General features: G+C 70.4%; 16 protein-coding genes. 11 read left to right on the top strand and 5 right to left on the bottom strand.

The window, feature by feature from the left end; translation table 11 throughout:
* The first annotated feature begins 172 nt into the window (after positions 1–172).
* The 3 genes from ABD191_RS03265 to ABD191_RS03255 all read left to right on the top strand — a co-directional run bounded on the left by ABD191_RS03265 (position 173) and on the right by ABD191_RS03255 (position 5,385).
* Complete coding sequence (locus ABD191_RS03265; protein ID WP_344076594.1) at positions 173–2,974, top strand: ATP-binding protein; 2,802 nt, start codon at positions 173–175, stop codon at positions 2,972–2,974.
* 105 nt (positions 2,975–3,079) lie between these two features.
* Positions 3,080–4,690, top strand: coding sequence for an FAD-dependent oxidoreductase (locus ABD191_RS03260; protein WP_344076592.1), 1,611 nt, complete (start codon positions 3,080–3,082; stop codon positions 4,688–4,690).
* Positions 4,691–4,872: 182 nt separating this feature from the next.
* Positions 4,873–5,385, top strand: coding sequence for a hypothetical protein (locus tag ABD191_RS03255; protein ID WP_344076590.1), 513 nt, complete (start codon positions 4,873–4,875; stop codon positions 5,383–5,385).
* A gap of 5 nt (positions 5,386–5,390) precedes the next feature.
* Here ABD191_RS03255 and ABD191_RS03250 read toward each other — a convergent pair whose 3' ends face one another.
* Entirely contained in the window at positions 5,391–6,275 is an 885-nt protein-coding gene (locus ABD191_RS03250) for an arylamine N-acetyltransferase family protein (RefSeq protein ID WP_344076588.1), read from the bottom strand.
* Between the two features lie 639 nt (positions 6,276–6,914).
* On the opposite strand from ABD191_RS03250, the gene ABD191_RS03245 reads away from it, so the two are divergent.
* Complete coding sequence (locus tag ABD191_RS03245; protein ID WP_344076586.1) at positions 6,915–7,976, top strand: hypothetical protein; 1,062 nt, start codon at positions 6,915–6,917, stop codon at positions 7,974–7,976.
* A gap of 70 nt (positions 7,977–8,046) precedes the next feature.
* On the opposite strand, the gene ABD191_RS03240 is transcribed toward ABD191_RS03245, so the two are convergent.
* A complete protein-coding gene (locus ABD191_RS03240) occupies positions 8,047–8,721 on the bottom strand; it encodes a helix-turn-helix transcriptional regulator (protein WP_344076583.1) in 675 nt (224 codons plus the stop codon).
* Between the two features lie 357 nt (positions 8,722–9,078).
* On the opposite strand from ABD191_RS03240, the gene ABD191_RS03235 reads away from it, so the two are divergent.
* From ABD191_RS03235 to ABD191_RS03215, 5 genes are all read left to right on the top strand, one after another.
* A complete protein-coding gene (locus ABD191_RS03235; RefSeq protein ID WP_344076581.1) occupies positions 9,079–10,074 on the top strand; it encodes a hypothetical protein in 996 nt (331 codons plus the stop codon).
* Positions 10,075–10,280: 206 nt separating this feature from the next.
* Positions 10,281–13,238 carry a helix-turn-helix transcriptional regulator gene (locus ABD191_RS03230; RefSeq protein ID WP_344076578.1) on the top strand — a complete coding sequence of 986 codons (2,958 nt, stop codon included), beginning with the start codon at positions 10,281–10,283 and terminating at the stop codon, positions 13,236–13,238.
* Positions 13,239–13,322: 84 nt separating this feature from the next.
* Entirely contained in the window at positions 13,323–15,851 is a 2,529-nt protein-coding gene (locus tag ABD191_RS03225) for a caspase family protein (RefSeq protein ID WP_344076576.1), read from the top strand.
* Positions 15,852–15,918: 67 nt separating this feature from the next.
* Positions 15,919–16,158 (top strand): hypothetical protein, encoded by a 240-nt coding sequence (locus ABD191_RS03220; RefSeq protein ID WP_344076574.1) that lies wholly within the window; start codon positions 15,919–15,921, stop codon positions 16,156–16,158.
* 87 nt (positions 16,159–16,245) lie between these two features.
* Complete coding sequence (locus ABD191_RS03215) at positions 16,246–18,726, top strand: CHAT domain-containing protein (RefSeq protein WP_344076572.1); 2,481 nt, start codon at positions 16,246–16,248, stop codon at positions 18,724–18,726.
* Between the two features lie 100 nt (positions 18,727–18,826).
* Here ABD191_RS03215 and ABD191_RS03210 read toward each other — a convergent pair whose 3' ends face one another.
* The 3 genes from ABD191_RS03210 to ABD191_RS03200 all read right to left on the bottom strand — a co-directional run bounded on the left by ABD191_RS03210 (position 18,827) and on the right by ABD191_RS03200 (position 21,639).
* The gene (locus ABD191_RS03210) at positions 18,827–20,317 is read right to left on the bottom strand and encodes a CoA-acylating methylmalonate-semialdehyde dehydrogenase (RefSeq protein WP_344076570.1); all 1,491 of its coding nucleotides are present in this window, start codon (positions 20,315–20,317) and stop codon (positions 18,827–18,829) included.
* Positions 20,318–20,392: 75 nt separating this feature from the next.
* Positions 20,393–20,854 (bottom strand): cupin domain-containing protein, encoded by a 462-nt coding sequence (locus ABD191_RS03205; protein WP_344076568.1) that lies wholly within the window; start codon positions 20,852–20,854, stop codon positions 20,393–20,395.
* Complete coding sequence (locus ABD191_RS03200) at positions 20,851–21,639, bottom strand: cupin domain-containing protein (RefSeq protein ID WP_344076566.1); 789 nt, start codon at positions 21,637–21,639, stop codon at positions 20,851–20,853. The genes ABD191_RS03205 and ABD191_RS03200 overlap by 4 nt, the downstream gene beginning before the upstream one ends.
* Before the next feature lie 390 nt (positions 21,640–22,029).
* Here ABD191_RS03200 and hydA point away from each other — a divergent pair, with 390 nt between their 5' ends.
* Positions 22,030–23,409 (top strand): dihydropyrimidinase, encoded by a 1,380-nt coding sequence (gene hydA, locus ABD191_RS03195; protein WP_344076564.1) that lies wholly within the window; start codon positions 22,030–22,032, stop codon positions 23,407–23,409.
* A 136-nt stretch (positions 23,410–23,545) separates the two neighbouring features.
* Entirely contained in the window at positions 23,546–25,159 is a 1,614-nt protein-coding gene (locus tag ABD191_RS03190) for an ABC transporter substrate-binding protein (RefSeq protein WP_344076562.1), read from the top strand.

Below are 25,159 nucleotides of genomic sequence, written 5' to 3'. Positions count from 1 at the left end.
TCACTCGGATGATGAGCCGATGAGCAGGAGATCTGCGCATTCGAGTAGGCCGTGTGCCAGGGAAGTCTGTGCGTGCGTGTCCACAGCGGATCCGATACGACGCTGGCGGCGTGCCCGCCTTCTGGGTTAACTCTGAAGCCGACACGGGATAGCGCGAACGGAGCAGGAGCACATGGTCGACTCGCCGCCGCCGGTCCTGGGCAGGGACCGGGAACGTGCGACGCTGCGCCGGATGATCGACGCCACCAGCAGCGGCGCGGGCGGCGGCCTGGTCATCACCGGCCAGCCGGGTATCGGGAAGACGAGGCTGCTGGCGGACGCGCGGGCGCACGCCCGGGCCAAGGGGCTGGCGGTCGGCTCATCCGAGGCGACCGAGATCGACCAGGTGGCCCCGCTGTCCACGTTGTTGACCATGCTGCGCCGGATCGGGCCGGTCCCGCTGGACCTGCCCAGGCTCGATAGCCACCAGGGGGAGCGTTTCTGGTACGTGGAACGCATCGCCGAGGCGCTGGAAAACTACGTCGCGCAGCGGCCGCTGCTGCTCATCCTCGACGACGCGCAGTGGACGGACGAGTTCAGCGTCCTCGCCCTCCGGTCGCTGGTGCCGGCGTTCACGGCCTCGCCACTGTGCTGGCTGATCAGCCGGCGGCCGGTGCCGGCCCGCACACCCGTCCAGGATGCCCTGGACTGGCTGCGTGAGCAGGGCAGCGACGAGATCGTCCTCGGCCAGCTCGACGAGCGCGCCGTGAGCCAGCTGTGCGCCTCGGTCCTCGGCGCGCACGTGGACGCCACCGTTCTCGCCCTGGCCGAGCGCGGCGCCGGCAACCCGTTCCTCATCAAGCACCTGCTCAGGACGTTGCAGGACACGGGGCAGATCGTGGTCAGCGACGGCGTGGCGACCGTGGTCGGAGACGAGCTGCCCACCGGCTTCTACTCGGCCGTGGACCAGCGGCTGCGGGGCCTTGCCCCGGACACGCGACGGCTGCTGCAAGCCGGAGCGGTGCTCGGTCGACCGTTCGCCCTGCACACCGCGGCGACCCTGCTCGGGGTGCGTGGGGGCGACCTGTCGACGGCCGCGGAGGAGGCGGTCGGTGCCGGCCTGCTCGCCATCGACGGTGACGCTCTCGTGTTCGGCCACGACCTCATCCGCGAGGCGGTCTACAACGGGACGTCGGCCCCGGTCAGGTCGGCGATGCACCGCGAGGCCATGGCGCTCGTCCACGACGCGGGCGGGTCGCCGGTGGAAACCGCCACGCACCTGATCCGCAGTGGCACCCCGGCAGACCGGTCGTCCGTGGACGTCCTGCGTCAGGCTGCGGCCGAGGTCGCCGACCGGGCGCCCGGCACGGCAGCCAGCCTCATCGTGTGGGCGCTGGAGCGGCTGGACCCCGACGACGAGGCGTATGTCCAGCTCAGCGCCGACGCGGTCGGGCTGCTGGCCTCCGCCGGGCGCCTGGCCGAGGCCCGCGCGTTCGGGGAGGCCGCACTGCGGCGCGGGCTGGACGCGACCACCGAGGCGACGCTGCTCCTGGGACTGGCCGAGGCGCTCAAACACGCCGGCAACAACGAGGCGGCCGTCGAGTACGCCGCCCGCGGTCTGGCCGCCGGCTCCGTGCCGGACGCCGTGCGTGCGCAGCTCTACGCCGTACAGGCGCACGCCCTGATGTACGACATGGACGACGTGGCCGGCGTGGACCGGGCGGGTACGCAGGCGTATGTGCTGGGCGGGCGGGCCGGTGAGCATGCCGCCGCCGCGTACGGGCTGGCGGCCCGCACGCTGGCCGCCCATGTGGAGGGCAGGCTCGACGACGCGTTGGCGCATGCGCGGGCGGCCGTGGAGATCGCCGAGCGGTTCGGCGGCGCCGCCCGTCACCGCCACCCGCGGATCTGGCTGGGGGTCGCGCTCACCTCGCACGACCTGTTCGCCGAGGCCGATGAGACGTACTCGGTGGGCCGTCGCGAGGCCGACGAACTCGGCACCGCCTGGTCGCAGCCGCTCTGGCACTACTATCACGCGGTGCTCCTGGGCCTGCGTGGCGACCTCGACGAGGCGCAGGCCGAGGCGGAGGCGGGCCTGCGTATCGCGGATCAGTTGACGGCCCGGCAGTTGAGCGTGCCGTTGCTCGGCCTGCTCGCTCGGCTGGCCACGGTGCGCGACCAGCTGCCGGCGGCACGCGACCACATCCGCGACATGCAGGCCCTGCTCGACGACGGCGTTACCGCCGCTCCCGAGGACGTGGCGTGGACCCGGGCCGTGTTCGCGGACGCCGACGACGACCCGTCCGCGGCCCTGGTCGCTCTGCGGAGCATCGTGGACCGCTTCCCCGGTCGGCTTCTCCTGTTCGGAAACGATCCGGCGGCGGCGCCGATGCTGGTGCGCACGGCCAGGCAGACGGGCGAGCGGGATGTCGCACGGGCGACTGTGGCCGCTGCCGAGCGCCTGGCCGACGCCTACCCCGTGATCGGTTCGCTGGCGGGCGCCGCCCGCCATGCCGCGGGCCTGCTGCGTACGGACGTCCGCCTGCTGCGGGACGCCGTGGCCCGCCTGCGCGACGTCCCGCGCCCGCTGGCGCTCGCCAGCGCGCTGGAGGACACTGCCGTTGCCGAGTACGCCGCGGGCAGCCGGTCACGCGCCGTCGACCTGCTGGGCCAAGCGGACGAGATCGCCCGCAGACATGGCGCGACACGGGTGTACCAGCGGCTCGAGCGGCGGATGCAGACCTTCGGCGCCGGGACGCGCGGTGACGCGGTGGCCTCACCTGCCCCGATGTTGGCCAGTCTGACCAGGGCCGAGTACGAGGTGGCCCGTCTCGTCGCGAGTGGCGCGACCAACCGCCAGGTCGCCCAGCAGCTTTTCATCTCCCCGCACACCGTCGACAGCCACCTGCGGCACATCTTCGGCAAGCTCGGCATCAACAAGCGCGTCGAGCTCGCCCGGCTCGTCGCCAGAGCCGAGGACGATCGGCGCCCCTGAACGGGTCCGTCGTGCAATCCCGCGAAGACGTCATGTTCCGGCCGCCGCGAACCGCGATTCTGACGGGAGGTCGACGACGCCAGCGGCGCAGGACGGGGGAGTCACGTGAGCTCGAAGATCGGGGAGACTCCCGTGCTCGTCGTGGGCGGCGGCATCGTGGGCAGCCTCGTGGCACTCGAACTGGCTCATCATGGCGTATCCGCTGTCGTGGTGGAACGGACCACGTCGTTGTCGGCCAGTTCCAAAGTGCAGTTCATCAGCGGCCGCAGCATGGAGCTGCTCCGCCGCCTCGGCCTCGCCTCGTCGATCCGGCTGCGAGGAGTCGACGCGACCCGGTCAACCGACTTCATGTTCACGCAGGGTTTCGACCGCGAACCGGTGCTGGTCTGGCAGCAGCCGTCCGTCGAGAACATGCGCCGCCGGTTCGCCGCCGTCAACGACGGAACGGCCCCTGCTGAGGAGTACGAGCGGGTGCGTGGCGCGCTGTTGGAGGACGTGGTCCGGGAGGCCGCAGCCGCCCACCCGCTGGTGGACATGAGGCGCGGCTGGACGTTCAGCGACGTACGGCTCGACCGGGAGAGTGCGACCGCGACCGTCGTGGAGGCCGCGACCCGCACGCGCCACCGGATACGCGCGCGGTTCGTGGTCGGGTGCGACGGTGCGCGCAGTGCGGTCCGGTTGTGTCTGGGCATACCGATGGAGGATCGGGGCGGGGGGCGGCCCTACTGCTCGGTGGACTTCACCACCCCGGCCGCCCTGCTGCCCGAGCACGGCCGGGCCTACGTCACCGCCCCACCGGGGCTGGCCCTCGTCCGCCGCAACGATGCCGACCAGTGGAGCAGCACCATGCCGGTGCACGCGGACCAGCACTTCGGGTCCAATCCGGTCGCCCTGCTCCGGCAGTGGATGGGAGCCGACTTCAAGGTCGACGCGGTTCATGGCGTCGCCCAGTGGACGGATTCGCTTGCCGTGGCGGCGACGTACCGGCGTGGGCCGGTTTTTCTCGCGGGCGATGCCGCGCACCAGTTCTACCCCGGTTGTGGATTCGGTACGGGTACGGGCATCGCTGACGCCGTCGACCTCGGTTGGAAGCTCGCTGCGTCGATCCGGGGTTGGGGCGGCCCCACACTGCTGGCCAGTTATGAGGCCGAACGCCGGCCCGCCGCACTGTTCAACCGCGAGATGTGCGCCCGCCTGCTCGATACGTGGCGCCGGTTCGAGAGCCTGTCCGCCGCCGGCATCGCCGCGGAGCAGCTGTCCGGCCTGCTCGAGCAGGACGTGGACCTCATCGACAACCTGGGTGTCCACTTCGGGTACCGCTACGGCGGGTCCGCCGTCATCTGCCACGAGGCGGGCTCCGGGCCGCCCTGGCACTGGCGGAAGATCAGCCCGACGACCTGGCCCGGCGCCCGGGCGCCGGCCGTGCGGCTGGCTGACGGGACGCAGCTGTTCGACCAGCTCGGAGCCGGCTTCACGCTGGTGGATCAGACCGCCGGGCACTTTGGTCGCCACCTCGCGCAAACGGCACGCGCACGCGGATACCCGGTCACCCATCTCGCCGTCCGCGACCCGGCGGTTCGGACCAGCTGGGAGCGCGACCTGGTCCTGGTGCGTCCGGATCATCACGTGGTGTGGCGCGGCGACGCCCCGCCGCACGATTGGGCCGCGGTCCTGGACCGGGTGGCTGGGCGGGCCGGAGATCACGCGAATGCGTGATGGCGACTGTCCGTGCTGTCGCAAGACTGTGAGTCATCCGATCGAGGAAGGACGTGGTGGTGTCAGCTACCCCGGTGACCTCGCTACACGACACAGTCGCCGCCCGATGGCGTCGTGACCTCAACCGCGCCAGGGTCACGGAGCGTAACCATTGGCTCACCAAGGTGAGCTACTGTGCCGCGGTGGAGCAGCTGCTCGAGTCCCGGTCCGTGAACGAGATCAGCTGGCGGCATGTCGTCGAGTCGATGTGCCCGAGAGGAAACGCGAGCACCTTCTACAGCGTCACCGGTCGGCGCTCCCGACACCCGCTGATCGGTGGGTACGCCCGCCAGGAGTACGCCGACGCGCTCTATCTGGCGTGGTACTACGGCAGGAGCGACGCCGTCGCCCAGCTCGTCGACGAGGCGAAGGTGTGGACGTACTGGCCGTACCGCGAGGCGTGGCTGGCGCGATGCGGAGCCGGACCGCGTCCGGAGGACGGGACAGGCCCGCTCGCGCTGATATCGACCGTCACCGACTGGGCCAGGGCGCATACCCGGCTGGCTGTCGCGCTGGATTGCGCGCCCCCGGTGTGTGCCGTCGAGGATTTGCTGATCATGCACGACGGCCGGCTGTCCCCGCGCGCCGCCATCGCGACTCTTGTCGACGTGGTTCGGTCCGCGACCGGCGCGCAGGTCGGGATGGCATCGGGGTAGCGGGCTCAGGGCGCGAACGTGTCCTCGACGCGGCGGCCAGCCCTCAGCAGGTCACAGACCTTGAGCCGGTCCGCTGCCGGCAGCTGGACGCCGAACACCCGCTCGAGCACCTGCGGGACCTGCTCGACATGCAGCGAGCGTCGGACGATCCCGTCGCCCGGCCGTTGCACGGTGAGCTCAAGACCGTTCAGTCCGTACCGCGCGCCGTCGGCGCCGGTGCGGTAGGCGAGGACCTGTGTGGCGAAGGGCGAACTCAGATGCGTGGAGGTGAAGTAGTTCGCCATGGCGAAGTCGGCCTGCCGGAACTCCAGCCGGCTGAACGCGTACAGGCCCCGCCAGCCGCCCCGGCCCCCGATCTCCAGTGTCCAGCAGCCGGCGTCCTCGACCACCCGGTACAGCCAACCGGCCTGGCGGACGGTCACGTCGGGGACGAGCGGGATCGGCTCGAGGGGACCGCCGCCGCCGAACCCGACATCCGCCAGCCAGACGCAGCCGTCGGCCTCGACGAGCAGGCTGGCGTGACCGCGCGGCAGGACAGTGCCGTCCGCCTGACACACCCGCGTGAGCAGCCGGGTCACGCAGAACCCGAGCCGTTCCAACACGCAGCCGAACAGCAGGTTGTGTTCGTGGCAGTAACCGCCTCTGCGGCGGTGTAGCAGCTTCGCCTGGATGGACGTCTGGTCCAGCTGGATGCCGCGGCCGAGTGCCGCGTCGATGTTCTCGAAGGGAATCGCCATGACGTGCGCCCGATGCAGGCGGCGCAGCGTTGGTGCGCTCGCGTCGAGGGGACCCCGGTCCCGCAGCCGCGTGACGTACGCGTCGAGGTCCAGCAGCTCGGTGCCCCATTCCGAGGTCCGGGCGGCGCGGCCGGGCGCGGCGAAGAGGCTCATTCTGCGCGACCCTCCTGGTGGCATCTCCTGGCGGTCGCGTGGCGATGCGGTTACCTCACGCGACCGTTGGCTTCGCCTGTGGTTGACGGACCGTCGGGGTGCGGGTGACCGTTCGTCGTATCGGGCGGCGACCAGTGGATGACCACGTCACGACTCGTGGCTCGCCGGAAACCGCCGTTGACGGCGCTGGATACGTCATGTGACGGCGGCAGGGGAAACGGGTGGGCTGAACCTCCGGCCCGGTCGGCACCTTGTGCGCCGCGCGGTCCACAAGTGACAACACCCGCCGCCGAACGCATGGGTGGACTCATCTGAACCGCCAGAAAACAGAAGACGCTACGGTGCGCACGCTCGCTCGCACTCCAGAGGTCGTCTCTGATCCGTCAAACGGATATTGACGCCCTTGTGGGCGCGTCGGGCGCGTCGGCAGACTTCTTCTCGGACATCCATAGTCCATGGCCCGAGGCACATCGTCCCACCAATGACGGTGTCTCACTTGCGGCCATTCTCCGCCGGTTTACTCGGCACGCCGCAGACGATTGCGGCATGCCTATTTCACTGTGGCCGAAAGGGCATCCGGAGGTAATTGAAATGCAGGAGATCGAGGCGGACCGTCCATTCGCCACCGATGGAGGCCGCGTGGGTGTGGCCCGGCTGAGGCGCCTCGCGGCCGAGGGTCTGCTGGCCGCGACGGCTGGCCGCGCGACGTCCGGCGAGCGGGCCGAGCTGCACGGCGCGGCATACCACCTGGCCTTTCCTCTTGTGTTCACCCGCTTCACTCGCGGCCTCGAACGTCAACGGGGCCACTACCGGTGCGCGACCTCGATCCAGGACCTTGAGGACGACTGCCTTGATCGTTTCCACAACGACGTCGAGGCCGTCGTGGGCGACCTGCTCACCAACGCCGATACGCCCATCCACAACGTTGAGGGGTGGATGGTGCCCAGGCTGCGGGCCGCGACCGTGAACGCACACCGCCGCCGTCGTGGGGAGCGCGGCGCTTTGCAGCGGCCCCGCCTGCCCCGCTGGCTCGCTGACCGGCTCGGCAACGACCCGTGGCTGGGCGACCTCGCCGTCGCGCTGTTGACGTGGGTCGGGGTACCGACCGCGGCGGGCACGTCGCTCTGGCCACTGGACCGGTGGTCGGACATGCGGGCCGCGGCCCGGGGGGACTGGGCCGGCGCCGACAGCGTTGCCGTCCAACGTGACGTCGATCGGGTGCTCGCGGCCATGCGATGCCGTCCGCGGTGGTACGCGGACAACGTCGAGCGGCCTCTCGGCGCCAAGGTCGCGCCGGTCGTGCCGGCCACCGTGGGCGGCCGCGACGCGGCGGACGCGCCGGGGCTTTCCCTGGTTGGGGACGACGAGCTGCAGGACTGCCGGCTCCGTGAGCTGGCGGCGGCCGCGATCCAGGCCATCCGCGAGCAGACGGCGCGGGGACGCGACATCCATGAGCTGACCGCCGCGGTGCTGCTCGAACAGTTCGGCAGCGCGGATCTTTCCAGCGCGCTAGCCGATCCGCCGCACGCGGTGCGCGATGTGGACGAGCAGATCCCGCACGTGCTCGCCGATCCGGGCAGGCTCAACCACATCGTTCAGGTCGTCCTCAGCATCCTGGCCGAGCCCCGCGCCGCCGGCGCGAATCGCGTCGATCCTCGCGCGCAGGGCGCTGTCGAGCTGCTGGCGGGATGCGCCGCGTAGGCGTGCGTCCGAGTACGCCCTGGCGAGTTCGGCACGCAGGACCTCGACCATGAGCCGGCGCCGGGCAGGGTCAGGCGGCATCGCTACGCCTTGCCCGGTGGCCGGTGGGGTGGGCCAGGGGCGATTGTCGCGCGGCTCCCGGCACCGGCTCGCCGCCGTCGGCCGGACCCAGCAGCCCGAGCCGCTTCGCCTGCAGGACGGTGGTGAGCCGGTCCGACGTGCCGAGCCGGCGGTAAACCCGTTCCAGGTGCTTGCCGACCGTACGCGGCGACAGGTACAGGCGCCGGGCGATCGCATCGACCGTCAGGCCATCACCGAGCAGCGTCAGCACCTGCCGCTGGCGGGGCGTCAGCCCGGGGCACACGCGCGTCCCGGGCGCCGCGCGGTGCTCCAGTTCGGCGGCGACGAGTTCGTACGGCCTCACCCAACCCTCCGTCACCGCGCGCAGTGCGACGAGCTGACGGTCGGACAGGGCGGTCGAGCGGTCCTCGAGCACGCCGGCGAGCCGGCCGGAGCGGGAGGTGCCGGTGTTCCACCGCCACCGACCGTCCACTCTGGTCAGCTCGCCCAGGCCGACCGCGATGAGCACCAGGGCGCGCATCATGACCGGGTCGCCACCGGAGGCTGCGGCGAGCAGGCGGCCGCCGGTCGTGTCGGACGCGTCTGCCAGCAGCTCATCGATGAGCAGCTCGTGATCGTCACGGCTGGGTGGTGCTGTGGGCGTCGAGGCTTCTTCCGTCGACATCGCGGTGGCGACCTCCTTGCGGTGTGGTGGTCCTGCCGACCCGGCTCCTTAGGCTCCGAGCGCGGAGCCCTTAGACGATCGGCAGCTTGCGCTTAGGAAACGCGTTCCCTTGCGTCGATCATGGCGGAGATTGCGACTCCGCCTAGTGATGTATTGCTATTTCTGACTTCCCATGTGGCTTCATCAACGGGCGCGCCATACGGTTCTGTTCGTGGGCGGGCATCCCTAGTTCCGCGAAAGAAGAATCGACGAATTCTCGTCTGGCCAACTGATTCCCCGGCATCAGACGGCTAGGTCGTCATGCGCTATTCGGAAAGCGGTGCTCGCCCTTTCGGATCCCCCGGAAAGGAGCGCTTCGTGAATGCTGCCGTGAAATCGAAGATAACGCCGGACGTTGTCCGGGAACTCGCGCGACGGGGCGTCCTGGCGGACCACGTGCGTACCCTCGACGCCGTGCGGCGGCGTGACTTTCGCATCGCCGCGTACGAGCTCGTGTGGCCCGTCGTGTTCGGCCGGCTCACCCGCCGGCTCGAAATGCGTCGTGGGCACCCGGGCTGTGCCGGTGCCGTCCAACGGCTGCGCCCGGAGTGCCTGGACCGGTTCCACGACGACGTGGAGGCGGCCCTGGAGGACCTGTTCCGCCACGCCCGGGTGCCGATCGACAATCTCGAAGGCTGGGTCAGCAGCCGCCTGACGGCGGCCACCGTCAACGCTCATCGGCGCCGCCGCGGTGCGCGCGGTGCGCTGCAGCGGCCACGAGTGCCCAAGTGGCTCGCCGCGGAGTTGCGTGGGGAGCCGCGGCTGACGGCGCTCGCGGTCGACATGCTCGGCTGGGTGGGCGTCGAGGCCACGGCCGGTCCGTCGGTGTGGCCGTACACGGTGTGGGCCGAGCGGCGCTCGATGGCGTCGGGCGACTACCCGGCCGCGTACCGCGCCGTGGTCGCCGATGTCGAGACCGTTCTGGCCGCGATGCGTCGACGTCCGGCCTGGTACGCGCGCTACGTCGAGCGCCCGCTCGGTCGCAAGCAGGTGCCCGTACTGAGCGGGCCGGAGTCGGCGACGGAGCCCACGTACCTGGTCCTTGCCGACCGTCACGAGACCGAGGACGCGCGCCTGGTCGAGCTGGCGGCGGTCGCGATGGACGCCATCGAGGCGCGCCTTGCGTCGGGCGAGGACGCCAGGAGCGCCGTGGTGCACGTCCTGGGTACGGTCTTCGGCGCCGGCGAGCCGGGTCACCGTCCGAACGCGGCGTCCACGACCGGCGATCAGGTGGGGGCGCTGCTCACCGATCCGGAGGCTCTCGACCGGATCGTCGATGTGCTGTCGGATCTGCTTTCCGGCCGCCCGTCGTGAGACCCGCCGTCGCCGGCTGCCGGCGCGCCTGTCGGTCACCATCGTCACGCCGCACTTCCTTCCCGGGAACGCCGTACCGTTCGTCAGCGGGATCTGACGGACCGCGTCTGTGACCCGGCGTGCTCGGGAAGTAACGGCAGGTGTAGGTCGCGGCGAGCCTCATATGAAGGCTTTGTCGGGTCTGTGTGACACGACATGATGACGGCATGTCTCAGCCCTTCATCGGACGGGTCCGCGAACGCGAGCAGCTCCTCCAGTGGCTGGCTGCGGCCGCCGACGAGGAGCCGGGCATCGTGCTGGTCGGGGGCGACCCTGGCATCGGCAAGAGCCGGCTGCTCGCGACGTTCGCCGCGGACGCCGGTGCCCGCGGTGCGCGGGTGCTGTCCGGCGCCTGTATCGAACTTGGCGAAGGCGTCGTCCCCTACGCGCCGCTGACCGAGGCGCTGCGCCTGCTCGTCCGGCTGCACGGACCGGAGGAGGCCCGTGCGCTCGCCGGTCCCGCCTGGACGGAGCTGGCGCAGCTCATCTCCGACTTCACGGGTGCCGACCCGGTGTCCGGCGCGCAGCGATCGCAGGCGCGGGTCTTCGGCGCGGTCCTGCGCCTGCTGGACCACGTCGGGATCGACGGCCCGGTTGTCCTGATCTTCGAAGACATCCACTGGGCCGACCCGTCGACCCTGGATCTGATCGCGTACCTGGCCCGGGCCACCTCGCGGGAGCGGATGCTGCTCGTGTGCAGCCACCGGTCGCAGCTGGTGTCCGGCCATCCGCTGCGGAGCATGCTGGCCGAGCCCGACTTCACCCGGCGCACGCACCGGCTGACGCTCGCCGGCCTCAGCCGGCCCGAACTGCGCGACCTCCTGTCCCACGTCGCCACCCGGCCGATCGATCGGGACCGGGTCCAGCGCTACTACGAGCTGTCGGAAGGTAACCCCTTCTTCGCGGAGCTGCTGGCCGCCGAGGACGCCGCCAGCGACGGGCGGGTGGGTTCGGATGATCTCGCGGAGATCATGTCGGCGCAGATCGACCAGGTGAGTGAGGACGCTCTCGGCGTGTTGCGTCTCGCGGCCACGGCCGGTCGCAGGGTGAGTGACCGCCTGCTGGCCGCCGTCACGGAGCTGGACGAGCGCGCACTGGACCGGGCGCTGCGTGAGTGCATCACCCGGCAGATGCTCACCGCGGATCCCGTCGAGGAGACGTACGCCTTCCGGCACGCGCTGCTGCGTGAGGCCGTGTACCGAGGGCTCCTACGGCGCGAGCGCAAGCGCCTGCACGCCGCGATGGCCGAGGCGCTCTCCGCCGACCCGGAGGCGGGCCCCGACGTGTCACTCGAGCTGGCGTACCACTGGTTCGAGGCCGGACGTGCCCAGGAGGCCCTCGCGGCTTCGGTCCGGGCCGGCGGGCTCGCCGTGCGCATGCGTGCGTTCCGGGAGGCCGAGATCCAGTACGAGCGGGCGCTGGGTCTGTGGCCAGCGGTCACCGATCCCGCGGCCGTCGCCGGCACGACCCGGGCGGAGGTGCTGATGGCGGCGGCGGACGCGGCCCGCTGGGCCGTGCATGTCGATCGGGCGGTCGAGTGGGCGCGCGGCGCCATCGCCGAGACCGACCTCGAGGCGGATCCCCGCCGTGCCGCGGAGCTCTACGTGCGGCTGGGCAGCTACCAGTGGGAGGCCGGTTCCTTCGCCGAGTCGGTCGACGCGTACACCAGGGCGCTCGAGCTGTCCGCCGGCCAGCCGCCGTCGGCGGTCCGGGCGAGGGTGTTGGCCGCACTGGCCACTGCGGACATTCGCGCCGGTCGGTACACCGAGGGCCTCGCCCGGGCTCAGCAGTCGATCGACATGGCGCGCGACGTCGGCGCGACGGCCGAGGAAGGTCGCGCGCTCAACAGCGCGGGCCTGGCGCTCACCATGCTGGACCGCGTCGACGAGGGGATACCTCTGCTGCGCGAGGCGCTGCGGATCGCGACCGAGGCCGACCACCTGGAAGATCGCCTACGGGTCTACGGAAACCTGGGGGTGGCCCTCGAGCACGCCGGGGACCTGGCGGAGGCCGTGCGCGTACAGCTCGAGGGTCTGGGGGAGATCCGCGTACTCGGCCTCCTCGACACCCGCCAGGGCGGCGTGCTCGCCAACAACACCAGCACCGCGTTGTTCCTGCTCGGGCGCTGGGACGAGGCCGTCGAGCTGCTCGACGAGGTGCTCGTCGACCGGCCGGTGCGCGAGAGCGTCTACCTGCGGCTGACCCGCGCCGAGATCGACGTGGCCCAGGGGCGCTTCGACGACGCGCGGGCACTACTCGACGAGGTACGCAGCCAGGCGCCGGAAGACCCGCGGTTCCTCGGGCCGCTCCACGCCTGCGAGGCGCAACTCGCGATGTGGCAGTCCGACGCCGCGTCGGCACGAGCCGCCGTGGAGCGTGGTCTTGAGGCACTCGGCGGGACGGAGAACTCCCTCGTGCTGCTGCAGCTGTGCGCGGTCGCCCTCAGCGCTGCCGCCGACGAGTGCGTACGGTCGGGCACGCAGGTGCACGCGACCGCGGCCTGGGTGCGCGAACTCGTCGCCGTGGCCAACGACGCCGCCGAGGGCCGCTCGGCGCCGCGGGAGATCGGCATCCTGGCCCGGCTGTGTGATGCCGAACGGTGCCGGGCCGGCGGTGGTGACCGGTCCGGGATGTGGGCGGATGTGGCCGTCGCGTGGACCGAGCTCGGCCGTCCATATTCCGCCGCCTACGCCCGGTGGCGGGAAGCGGAGGCGGCGGTCAGGGCCGCCGACAAGCCCGCGGCCACGCAGGCGGTGCGCTCAGCGCACGCCGTCGCGGCGCGGCTCGCCGCGGCGCCGCTGCTGAGGGAGGTGGAGGCGCTCGCCCGCCTCGCCCGCATCGACCTCAAGCTTGCGGGCCCGCCCCCGTCGGGCGTGCCGCGCGCCACCGCGCCGGCCGACCATTACGGCCTGACCAAGCGGGAACGGGAGATCCTCGGGCGGGTGTGCGCCGGCGAGACGAACCGGGAGGTCGCCAGGAAGCTGCACATCGCCGAGTCCACGGTGAGCGTGCACGTGTCCAACATCCTCATCAAGCTTGGCGTCGGCAACCGCACCGAGGCGGCGACGGTCGCCATCCGGGAGCGCTTCTTCGAGGACCAGGCCGGTTTACGCTCTTCAGCGTAAGGCGCGGGTAGTGAAGTGTCCCCAGGTGGCGACCTACGCTCCACAGAGGATTCATCCACCGGATCTTCTTGTGGGGGAGCGATCGTGGCACGCAGAGCCTTGCTCATCGGCGCGCAGACCGGCGGCCTGACGGGTGTCGTCAACGACGTGGACGCGATGGACGGCGCCCTCAGCCAGTGGGGCTTCGAGGTGGCGCGATGCGAGGGGGACCAGGCCAGCCGCGCCGGAATCCTCGATGCGTACGAGGGACTCATCGCCGACGCGGGCGCCGACGACGCGGTGTTCGTCTACTACAGCGGACACGGGGGATACTGCCGACCGCCCGACTACGAGCGGGCGATCTGGCCGCGCGCGGCCCTTCAGTTCATCGTTCCCAGTGACTACGCGGCCTCGACGGAGGGCGACTTCCGTGGCATCACGTCCATCGAGCTGTCCGTGCTGCTCGGCCGCCTCACGCAGAAGACACGCAACGTGACCGTGACCCTGGACTGCTGCCACGCCGCTCTGATGTCGCGGGACAGCAATCTGCGGGTACGGGCGCAGACCCGACCGGCGTCGTACGAGATGGTCGCCGACCACCTCGAGTCGCTGCGGGCGCGCGGTGCCCGCTTCGACCGGTGGAGTCCTACCGGAAACCAGAACGCGGTCCGGGTCGTCGCGTGTGCGCCGGATCAGGCGGCGTACGAGTACGCCAACCGGGACGGGGTGCAGATGGGCATCCTCACCGAGTCGTTGACGATGGCGTTGGCCGAGGCCCGGGCTCTGCCCGTCACGTGGTCCACGGTGGTCGAGCAGGTCCGCGACCGGGTGCTCCTGTTTGTCCCCACCCAACGCCCCGAGGCGGAGGGTCCGAGCCGGCGCCTGCTGTTCGACACGGTCGAGGCGGACCCGATCGGCACCCTGCCCGCCGTGTCGGGCGCGGACGGCCGGGTGTGTCTCAAGGGTGGTCCGCTTCTCGGCGTGCGCGTCGGTGACGAGTTCACGATCATGCCGGCGGACAGCGTCGAGCCGCAGGAGACCACCAGGATCGGCGACGTGACGATCGATCGGGTCGACGCGCTCGCCGCCTACGGCCCGCTGCGCCCGAGCCGGAACGTCCGCTCGGCGTCCGTACCGCTGGGAGCCAGGGCCCATCCCACCCGGCTCTCCGCGCCGTCCCTGGCGGTGCGGATCCCGGTCGCCGGCGCGGGAGTCGCCGAGCTGCGCCAGGCGATCGTCCAGAGCACCCACGTGCGCCTCGCGGAGACGGGCGAGCCCTGTCCGATCGAGGTGCGGGCCGACCCCGCCGGGCTCATCATCGTCGACGCCGTCGGCCCGCTGACCACGCCCGAGCAGCCGGACGCGGCCGGCATCAGCAGCGTCCTGACCAACCTCCGACGGCTCGCCCAGGCGGAGCTGATGCGCCGCCTGTCCGACGACCCGCAGCACGCGCTCGCCGCGCCCGTCACCATCGAGTTCGGTGTGGTCAACAACGGTGAGTTCGAGCCGCTGGAGCAGTCCGGTGCGATCGTGTCCACCGGACAGCGCATCTGCCTGCGGGTGCGCAACGAGGGCACCGAGACGGTTTACCTGTCGGTCCTGGACGTCGGCGTGGCGGGCAGGATCAGCCTGCTGACCAACGCCGCGCCGTCGGGCGTGCGGCTGGACGCCGGCAAGATGTACGTGTTCGGCGGCAACGACTTCACCGGTGTGCTGCAGGGTGCGGAGCTGACCTGGCCCGAAGGGCTCGACCGCAGCCAGCCCCGTCCGGAGACGATCCAGATCGTCCTGATGTCCGCACCGCACGAGCTGTGGTTCGTCCAGAACGACGGAGTGCGCTCCGCCGGGCCGACCCGCTACCGGTCGACCCTGGAGAACGTCGTCGGCCAGATCCGCACCGGCGGTTACCGCGACCTGACCGGCGAGCCCCGGCCGTCCGTCCGGTACGCCGTGCACACCGTCGACTTCACTCTCCTGCCGGTGCGGGCGGCGGTGGCCGAGGAGGCGACCTTCCAGGTCGATGAGCGGCCCGATCCCTCGTTCCGCCTGTTCGTGCCGAGGTCGGCGGCGCCGCAGAAGGTCGCCGTGCGGCTGTCCGACCTTGTCGTGCACCGCAACCGCGCGTTCGGCAGCGCCGACATCCGCATCGACACGCTGGTGCTCACGCGGGACGCGGACGGACAGCCGTCGTGCGAGGCTCACACCGAGCGCTTCCACAACATCCGTGACGATCAGCGCCTGCCGCTCGACCGGATGCAGATCTTCAACGGCAGCGCCGCCGACTTTCTCGATCTGGCCGTCTGGGTGTCGCGCGACAGCGCCGACAGCCTCGCCCTGAGTGACCTCCTCAAGGAGAAGCTGACCGACGGCGAGGTGCAGGCCGCGTTCACCCAGCTCGGCGGCATGCTGACCGCGGCCCCTCAGGTGGCGGTCGCCGTCGCTGCCATCAGCGCGAGCGCGATCGTCGTGAACGCCGCGTACCACCTCCTCCGCGGCGCGGTCGGCGACAGCATCGGCCTGTACCGCACGACCTTCCTCGCCCACGAACGGTTCGGCGTCGGACGGCTTCCCGCGCAGAACACGGTGCGGGCCCAGGACTTCACCTTCACGTACGCGATCGAGGACGTCGGCTGACCGTTCCTCGTCGCAGCACCACCTCGTACCCCCGCGCCCCAACATCACAGAAGGAGGACCGTAGGCCATGAGTACCAGTCGCAAGCGCGTCATCGTCGGGCAGTCGGAGTGGGCCATTCACGACGCGGACGTCGAGGAGGTTCTCGGCAAGATCCGATCCGCGCTGGAGAACGGCAGCGTCGCCGAGTTGACGCTCCTGGACAGCGCCGGCCGTCAGGTGACCGTGTACCTGAACGGAAAGGTCCTGGCGACCGTGGTCGTCGACCTCAACACCGGGCCGAAGCCGCCGAGCGAGATCTCGGGATAGAACGAGCATCACGGTGGCCCGGTCGCGCTCGCACGGCCGGGCCACCGTGTCGCAACTGCCCGACCGCCCGCCGAGGAGGTTTCCCCGTTGCCGAGCCGATGGCGATCGGTCGTCGATCAAGCTCGTGCCATAGCCACACGCCGCCGAGCCGAGGCGCTGGACGAGTCCGGCCAGCGGGCGGAGGCTTTCGCCGCGTACCAGGAGGCGGCCGTGGCCTGGGAGGACACGCATCCGGTGATCTCCGGCTCGCTGTGGGTGCGGGCCGCCCGGCAGGCGGCGCTGATGGAGGACCGGCCGGCCCAACTGTCCGCCGCTCAACACGCGCTGGATCTGCTGTCTGGCCGCTCGACGGGGGTCACGCCGCCGCAGCGGCAGGCCGGCCTCATGGCGCTGGTGCTTGTCGCGGACGCGTTGCACTGGCTCGGCCGGCTGTCGGAGGCCGAAGTGACCGCCAGGAAGGCGATCGCGGCGGCTGAGGCGGCCGCGGATCGGGAGACGTTGTGCATCGCCTACGGGATCCTTGCCAACGTGGTGATCCACTGTGGTCGCCCCGTGGAGGCGCTGGGCGCCACGACGCGCGTCGTCGCGCTCGCCCGCGACGCGGACGACCCTCTGCAACTGGCTGCCGCGCTCACCGACCACGCCACCACCCTCACCGCGCTCGCGCAGTACGGCCCGGCGCGTGACGCCATCACCGAGGCCGTCGCCGTCGCCGACCGGGTCGAGGACCCCAGGATGGCCGACAGGCTGCGACTCAGCTCGCTCGTCGCGGCATCGCGGATCCACCGTGTCGGCGGCGACACCGCCGACGCGATCCGCATGGCCGAGCGGGCGATGGCGCTCTGTGACAGGTACGGTCTGCGCGAGCAGTACCTGGAGGCCACCATGGCCTGGGCGCTCGCGCGGGCTTCCGACGACATCGACGCCGCCATCGCCGCCACCCGGGATGTGCACGAGCAGGAGTTGGCCCTCGGCATGTCACACCTGGCCGGCCGGGCCGCCAACAACCTGGCCATGCTCCACGCCAAGGCGGCCCGGTTCGACGAGGCCCGCACGTGGGCGAGCGTGGGCGTGCGACTGTCGGGTGGCGACCTTGACGGGCGCGGCGCGGCCAGCTTCAACCTCGCCCGCCTGGCGCTGGCCGCCGGCGACCTGGCGGGTGGACGGGCGGCCCTGGTCGAGGCGATCGCGGACTGGGAGGACCTCCGTCGGACCGTGACCGACGACCGGCAGTATGTGGACGTCCTGGAGCAGCAGGCGATGACGTACCGGTTGCTGCAGGCCTGCCGGCTGGCGGACGGAGACGTCACCGGCGGGCTGGAAGCGGCCGAGCAGGCCCGCGGACTGAGCCTGCTGCGCCGGCTGCGCGCACACGAGCCTGCGCGGCACAATCCGCTGGCACGCGGGTTCACCGCCGACGCCGCCCTCGCCTTGGCCGCGGACCGGCACGTGGGGTTCCTGATCTACAGCGCCGTGCCGTCGTTCGACACCCCGTACGACGAAGGCAGCATGGGGCTGCAGGCCTGGTATGTCGACGCGACCGGCATCACGCACGCGCGTACGGCCCGGGACGAGCTGACGCCCCCGCCGGGGATGGCTGTCGCGCAGGCCGAAGTCGACGCCTTCGTCGGGCTCACCCGGGACGTGGTCGTGCCAACGCCGATCATGGATGGCCACGAGATCGTCGGCGCGGTGGACTGGTTGTCCCAGGTGCTCATCGGGCAACTTGACGGCGCGTTGCGGCGCAGCCCGGCCCGCCGGCTGGTCGTCGTTCCCGACCTTGATCTGGATCGCGTGCCGTTCGGGGCGCTGCGCCTGCGGTCGGGACAGTGCCTGGCCGACCGGTGGGCCCTTTCGGTCGTACCGGCCGTGGCCGTGTTCGCGGAGCTGGACGGCCGGCCGGTGGTCCCGCCGCGGGAGGCGACGCCGCTGGTCTTCGGCAATCCGGCCGCACCGACAGAGCCGATCGCCCTCGGCCTACCTGTGCCGCGCCTGGCCCCGTTGGTCCATGCCGAGCGGGAGGCCCGCCACGTCGCCGCGGAGTACGGGGCGTCGCCGTTCCTCGGCGAGCGGGCCACCCGGCGTGCCGCGCTCGCGGGCATGCCCGGCCGGGCCCTGATCCACTTCGCCACCCACGGACTCTACGGTTCCGACGATGGCGTCACGCCCGGAGCACTGTGCCTGACCCCGACCGACGCGGACGACGGCTACCTGCGTGCCGACGACATTGCTCGGACGGACCTGAGCTCATGCCGGGTGGTGGTGCTGAGCGCGTGTCGTACCGGCTGGGGACACAGCACCCACGAAGGCACCCTGGGGCTCGCCCGGGCGTTCCTCGGCGCCGGCGCGCGTGCGGTCGTGGTGTCGCTGTGGCCGGTGGATGACGCGGCCACGGCCGACCTGATGATCAACATGCATGGCCTGCTGCGGGCGGGCCTGCCTATCGGTGAAGCGTTGCGCCAGGCCATGTGCGCGGCCCGTGACCAGGGCGCACCGTTGGTCGACTGGGCATCGTTCACGATCGTCGGTGACGCGGACGCGACCGTACCGGCTGTCCCGGGTCGCTGAGCCGGTGTCGCCGCACACGGTGACGGCCGCCTGCTCGACACCACCCTGGTGCGGTGGCGCGGTACGCCGAGCAGGCGGCCGGAATCCGGTTTCCGTGTCGTCAGGACGCGGTGGGGAAGTGAAGTGTCGGGCGGGACGCCTCAGCCTGCTCCGGCCACCGGGTGGTGACGACCTTGCCCCGGGTGTAGAACGACACGCCCTCCGTGCCGTGGACGTGCGTGTCGCCGAAGAGCGACGCCTTCCAGCCGCCGAAGGAGTGGTAGGCCATGGGTACCGGCAGCGGAACGTTGATGCCGATCATGCCGACCGTCACGCCGCGCACGAAACGGCGGGCGGCAGGCCCGCCCGAGGTGAACAGCGCGGTGCCGTTGCCGTACGAGTTGGCGTTGATGATCCCGATGGCCTCGTCTAGGGTGTCGGCCCGCAGGACGACCAGCACCGGCCCGAAGATCTCCTGTTGGTACGCGTCCATCTGCGGCGTCACCTGGTCGAGGAGGCAGGGGCCGACGAAGAAGCCGTCGTCGTGCCCGTCCACCCGCAGGCCCCGGCCGTCGACGACCACGGCGGCGCCGGCTTCCTGCGCGGCGTCGACGGCGCTGACGATGCGGTCGCGCGCCTCCCTGGTGACCACCGGACCCATCTGGGAGTCCGCCTGGTCGCCCGGGCCCACCACGATCGCCGAGGTTTCCTTCGACAGCAGGTCGACCAGTTCGTCGCCGGCCGATCCGACCGCGACCACCGCGGAGATCGCCATGCACCGTTGCCCCGCGGAGCCGTACGCCGCGGACGTGATGTGCCGTGCGGCCTCGGCCAGGTCGGCGTCCGGCAGCACGACGGCGTGGTTCTTGGCGCCGCCGAGCGCCTGGACCCGCTTGCCGGAGGCCGCGGCGCGCTGGTGTATGTGCCGGGCGACCGGGGTGGACCCGACGAAGGACACCGCCGCGATGTCGGGGTGATCGAGCAGCGCGTCGACCGCTGCCCGGTCGCCGTGCACGACGTTGAAGACCCCGTCCGGGAGGCCCGCGTCGGCGTACAGCTGCGCGACCAGGTTCGACGGTGAGGGATCGCGTTCGCTGGGCTTGAGTACGAAGGTGTTGCCGCAGGCGATGGCGATCGGGTGCATCCACATCGGCACCATGACGGGGAAGTTGAAGGGCGTGATGCCGGCGCACACCCCGAGGGGCGCGCGCAACGAGTACGAGTCGACACCGGTGGACACCTGGTCGGAGTAGGCGCCCTTCAGCAGGTGCGGGATGCCGCAGGCGAACTCGATCACCTCGCGGCCCCGGATCACCTCGCCGCGCGCGTCCTCGATCGTCTTGCCGTGCTCGGCGGTGATCAAACGGGACAGCTCGTCCTCATGGCGCTCCACGAGGTCGCGAAGCTTGAAGAGGATCTTGGACCGTCGGGACAGCGACGTGTCGCCCCAGGACTCGTACGCCTTGACCGCCGCGGCGACGGCTCGGTCGACCTCGGCGGGCCCGCCGAGCGCGACCTGTGCCTGGGGTTGTCCTGTCGCGGGCTGGTACACCGTCCCGTACCCGGTGCTGGAGACCGACTCGCCGCCGATCCAATGGTCAATGGTGCGCACCGTATTTCCTCCGTCGATTGATGCTTGGCGTCACGTCACCCGGACGGACCGAGCCGTCCCGTGTCAGGGTGCGGATCAGAGCCATTTGGTCCCGATTCCGCTCAGGTCGGGCGTGCTGAACGAGTACAGCAGCTCCATGGTGTCGGCCGTGCCGGTTTCGATCGCGTGGGCCGCACCGGCGGGGATGTACATCGCCGTTCCCTGCCCGGCCTCGAACTGCTCTCCCTCGACGGTGAACAGCGCCGTGCCGGACAGCACGTAGTAGAACTCGGCCGAATCGGCGTGAAGATGCAGCGGATGCTTCATCCCGGGCTCCATCCGGTAGACACCGGTGAGGAACTCGCAGTCGGGGTCCCCGAGCAGTTGCCGGTCGACGAGTCGGTGCACCGTTCCCTCGTCATGGGGGTTGTGGTTGAGCGAGGAGATCAACTCGTACTCGAGGTCCTCGCGCCGCACGACGAAGGCCGGGCGCCGGTTCGATGCCATGCGGTGCGGGGCCGGGTCGATCCGGCGGGCACCGGACGGGAAGGCGGTCATCGCTCGGCGTCTATCCCCGAGGCCCCCACCGGGATCTGCGGGCTGGTCAGCGGGCCGTGGTGCTTGGAGAGGCAGATGGCCTCCCAGCCGCTGACGACCCCGTGGATGACGCCCGGCTCCCAGCACAGGTACTCGCCGGCCTGATAGACGTGTTCGGGGTCCGTGGCGCACCAGCCGCCGAGGAAGAAGATCTCCTCCGTGCTGTGGTGGAACTCCAGCGCCTTCTTGCTGAACCCGCGCGGCATGACGAACAGAATGGTGTCCTTGCCGGTTTCCTCCACCTTGCGGAGCCGGATGCACTGTGTCGGCACCTCGAGGTCGCCGTGGCTGCTGGTGTCGGTAACGCCCGCGAAGGCCTCCCGCACCGGGACCCAGTTCGTCGTGTCGAAGATGTCGACCGTCTCACCGAGCGGCTTCGACGGCGCGGGCCGTTCGTCCTGCCGGACCTCGAACGGCGAGTCGGTCCAGAAGATCAGCGAAGCGCCCTGTTCGGACGAAACCGGACCGAGTTCGGTTCCGGACGGCAGGAACAGGTAGTGCCCGCGTCCGCACTGCCGCCCGGCGATGGCGAGGTCGCCGTCGCGGACCAGCAGTTCGAGGTCGGCGCTGTTCCAGTGCTCCGGCATGCGCCAGCCGGGTGGCACGTCGACGATGAGCGTCTGCGCGCCGGTCTCCGGATCCTCGTTGATGTGCCGGGTGAGCAGTCCGAACGGCAGGCCTTCGGCCCGCCACACCCGTCGGGGTACCTGGTCGATCGTGATCCGTCGCTGCCCGGTATGCGTCATGCCCGCCCCTTCACGTAGAGGACAGGATTGTATGTAATCCTTCTAGGGCCGTCTAGAGTCACATCCTGACCAGCAGAGTTTTCGCAGCTCAAGGTGCATCAAGAATCTCCTTTATGGATGGTCCCGCGACAGATGTGTATGCAATATGTGCCATGAGGCCCGCTCTATCGCTTCCCGGCCCGGGGTCGGCTGGCAAGGACCGGGCCGCCACCGATGCGCGGCGCGTTCCACGCGGGAATCGGGGCTGCGCGCCGCCCGGCCCGGTCCGGGCGGCTGTCGACCGGGCCCGCGGAACGCCCGTCCGAGGGGTAACGCGAAAGTTTCTTGTCTCCGCTCGATAACTTGCATACAATCTAACGCTTGCTAGCCGCCGCGCTGGGACGGAGAGGTATGCCGCAGAGATTCGTGCTCGCCGGTGGAACGGTAGTCGCAGAGGATGGCGTCCAGTCTGCTGACGTGCTCATCGATTCGGGTCGCATCGAAAAGGTCGGGCGCATTCACGCCGCGGGCGATGTCCGGATCGTCGATGTGCGCGGGAAGATCGTGATCCCTGGTGGCGTCGATGTGCATACACACATGGACACGCCGTTCATGGGTGCCACGACGTCGGATGACCACGCGTCGGGAAGCCGGGCGGCCGCCGTGGGCGGCACCACGACCTACATCGACTACGCCTTCCAGCGGCCCGGGGAGCGGCTGCCGGACGTCCTGGCCCAGTGGGCCCGGCGGGCCGAGGGGCGGTCCGCCATCGACTTCAGCTTCCACCTGGCGGTGACGTCGCCCTACCCGGACCTTGTCGCGGACATGGCGCTGGTGGTGGCCGACGGCATCACCAGTTTCAAGGTGTTCATGGCGTACAAGGGCCTGGCCATGCTCGACGACGCCCAGTTGTTCTCGATTCTGACCGAGTCGAGCAGACTGGGCGCCACGCTGTGCGTGCACGCCGAGAACGGCCACATCATCGACGTCCTCGCCGACCGGATGGTGCGGGCGGGCAGGACGGGTCCACTGGGGCACCTGCTGTCCCGCCCGCCCGAGACCGAGGTCGAGGCCGTCAACCGGGGGATCGTGTTGGCCAACCTGGCCGACGCTCCGTTGTACTTCGTGCACCTGTCGACGGCGGGCGCCACCGCAGCCGTGGCCGAGGCAAGGGCGGCCGGACGCCCGATCTCCGGCGAGACGTGCACGCACTATCTCCTGCTCGACGAGGAGCTCTACCACACGCCCGGGTTCGAGGCGGCGAAGTATGTCGTCAGCCCGCCTCTTCGCGGCCGGGAGCACCGTGAGGCGCTGTGGCGGGGCCTGCGCGAGGACGCGCTGGGGGTTGTCAGCTCGGACCACTGTCCGTTCTGTATGTCCGGTCAGAAGACACTGGGCGCCGACGACTTCCGGCGCATCCCCAACGGCGCGCCGGGCATCGAACACCGGGTACCGATGTTGTACGGGCACGGCGTCCGGCCGGGGCGGCTGAGCCTCGAACGGTTCGTCGAGGTGGTGGCTACCGAGCCGGCCCGCCGGTTCGGGCTGTACCCCAGAAAGGGCGTGATCCGTCGGGGCTCGGACGCGGATCTCGTCGTGCTCGACCCCGATGCCGCCTCGGTCGTTCTGGCCCAGACCATGACGCAGAACTGCGACTACACACCCTTCGAGCGGTGGCATGTGCCCGGGCGCGTGGACGAGGTCTACCTGCGGGGAAAACTGGTCGCCCGACGGGGCCGATTCGTCGGCCGCCAGGACGGCGGGCGGTTCCTGGCCCGCCGTCCTGCGTGAAGACTCAGCATCTACCTGGCGCAACCCCTTGACAGGCGATGGATTGCATACAACTATCTCCTCCCACGGGGCTGCTTCTCTGGGCTTTCTGCTCAAAATAGAGAACCTTGCATACAATGTGGAGGTGCGTGCCGGCATGACAAAGCGTTCCTGGCGTGGGCGGGCGGTGGCTGTGCTTGTCGCAGCGAGCCTGGGCCTCGCCGCATGTGGTGAGAGCGATGAGCCCACGTCTGACGCCGCTGGCGGCCAGACACTCACGATCGCCGCCCCAGGGGTCCTGTCGAGTCTCGACTCTGAGCGCTACCAGGGCTTCATCTCAATCGACCTGCTACCCAACATCGCTGGTACCCTCGTGCGCTTCAAGAAGCCCGAGGCCGGCGCCACGAAGCTGCAGACCCCCGACCAGCTTGAGGCGGAGCTCGCGGAGTCCTGGTCGCTCAGCGAGGACCGGAAGAAGATCTCCTTCAAGCTGCGCGAGGCCAAGAGCCAGTTCGGCAACGTGATCAGCTCCGAGGACGTCAAGTGGTCCATCGAGCGGATGGTCAACAGCAAGGGTGTGCCGATCGCCAAAATCCTTATGGGGATCGGCGGTTGGGACATCGAGAACCCAATCACCGTGACCGACGACAAGAACTTCGTCATCAACGTCGCCCGGCCGAACGCGGTGAGCGTCTCCATCCTCAGCACGTTCTTCATGACCATCTACGACTCGGTGGAGGCCAAGAAGCACGCCACGGCGGACGACCCCTTCGCCTACAAGTGGCTGGAGAGCAACAGCGCCAGCTTCGGGCCGTACCAGGTCAAGTCGTTCGACCCCGGCAAGGAGGTCCGCCTCACCGCCAACGCGAACTACTTCCGCGAGGCGCCGAAGGTGACCGAGGTCGTGGTGCGCGGCGTCGCCGACGCGTCCAACCGGCTTCAGCTCGCCCAGAGCGGGCAGGTCGACGTGGCCACCTCCATGAGCTTCGACCAGCTGACCGCGCTGCAGAAGAACACGGATGTCCGACTGGAGCGGGTGCTCTACCCGAACATCGACGTGCTCGTGCCGAACCTGAAGTCCAAGCCGTTCGACGATAAGCGCGTGCGGCAGGCCATCGCCTACGCCCTGGACCGGACGGCGATCGTCGACTCCGCGTACCAGGGATTCGCGGCGGCGTCCGCCGACTTCATCCACGACGACTTCGGCGCGCCGGCCGGTGACCCGCCCATGACCCACAACCTCGACCGGGCCAAGCAGTTGCTCACCGAGGCCGGGCTGGCGAACGGGTTCGAGATGGAACTGGCCTACAACGCGGCCAACGTGGGAGCCCACAGCGAGCAGGTGGCGGTCCAGGTCCGGTCGCAACTGGCCAAGGTGGGCATCCAGGTGAAGCTCAACAACGTCGCGTCCGGCGCGGACTTCGACGCCGCCAAGCGTGAGGGCAAGCTGCAGTCCTGGCTGGCCACGAGCACCCCGCTGATCCCCGACCCCGCCTACTACCTGCAGGTCTTCTACTCCACCGGTGGGCTGACGAACCTGCAGAACTACAGCTCCACGACCGTCGACGACCTGTCCCGCAAGATCCTGGAAACGCAGCCGGGTGCCGAGCGGGAGGCCCTCGTGAAGCAGGTGAACGACTTCATGCTGAGCGACATGCCGGCCGTTCCGCTGGTCGACTCCCAGAAGTACTACGTGTTCAAGAAGAACGTGACCGGGTTCGTCAGCCACGCCCAGGGCCACGTGAACTACTACGACATTTCGATTTCCTGA

It is taken from the genome of Luedemannella helvata, from assembly GCF_039528415.1.
Taxonomy (GTDB): domain Bacteria; phylum Actinomycetota; class Actinomycetes; order Mycobacteriales; family Micromonosporaceae; genus Luedemannella; species Luedemannella helvata.
The sequence above is the reverse complement of the archived record's forward strand: the minus strand, read 5'-3'. Positions and strand labels throughout refer to the sequence as shown.

Bases quoted from the DNA above. Each gene is read 5' to 3' on its own strand.
- ABD191_RS03265 (WP_344076594.1), top strand. From the start codon at position 173: ATGGTCGACTCGCCGCCGCCGGTCCTGGGCAGGGACCGGGAACGTGCG.
- ABD191_RS03250 (WP_344076588.1), bottom strand. From the start codon at position 6,275: ATGAGCCTCTTCGCCGCGCCCGGCCGCGCCGCCCGGACCTCGGAATGG.
- ABD191_RS03220 (WP_344076574.1), top strand. From the start codon at position 15,919: ATGAGTACCAGTCGCAAGCGCGTCATCGTCGGGCAGTCGGAGTGGGCC.
- ABD191_RS03230 (WP_344076578.1), top strand. From the start codon at position 10,281: ATGTCTCAGCCCTTCATCGGACGGGTCCGCGAACGCGAGCAGCTCCTC.
- ABD191_RS03240 (WP_344076583.1), bottom strand. From the start codon at position 8,721: ATGTCGACGGAAGAAGCCTCGACGCCCACAGCACCACCCAGCCGTGAC.
- ABD191_RS03190 (WP_344076562.1), top strand. From the start codon at position 23,546: ATGACAAAGCGTTCCTGGCGTGGGCGGGCGGTGGCTGTGCTTGTCGCA.
- ABD191_RS03200 (WP_344076566.1), bottom strand. From the start codon at position 21,639: ATGACGCATACCGGGCAGCGACGGATCACGATCGACCAGGTACCCCGA.
- hydA (WP_344076564.1), top strand. From the start codon at position 22,030: ATGCCGCAGAGATTCGTGCTCGCCGGTGGAACGGTAGTCGCAGAGGAT.
- ABD191_RS03205 (WP_344076568.1), bottom strand. From the start codon at position 20,854: ATGACCGCCTTCCCGTCCGGTGCCCGCCGGATCGACCCGGCCCCGCAC.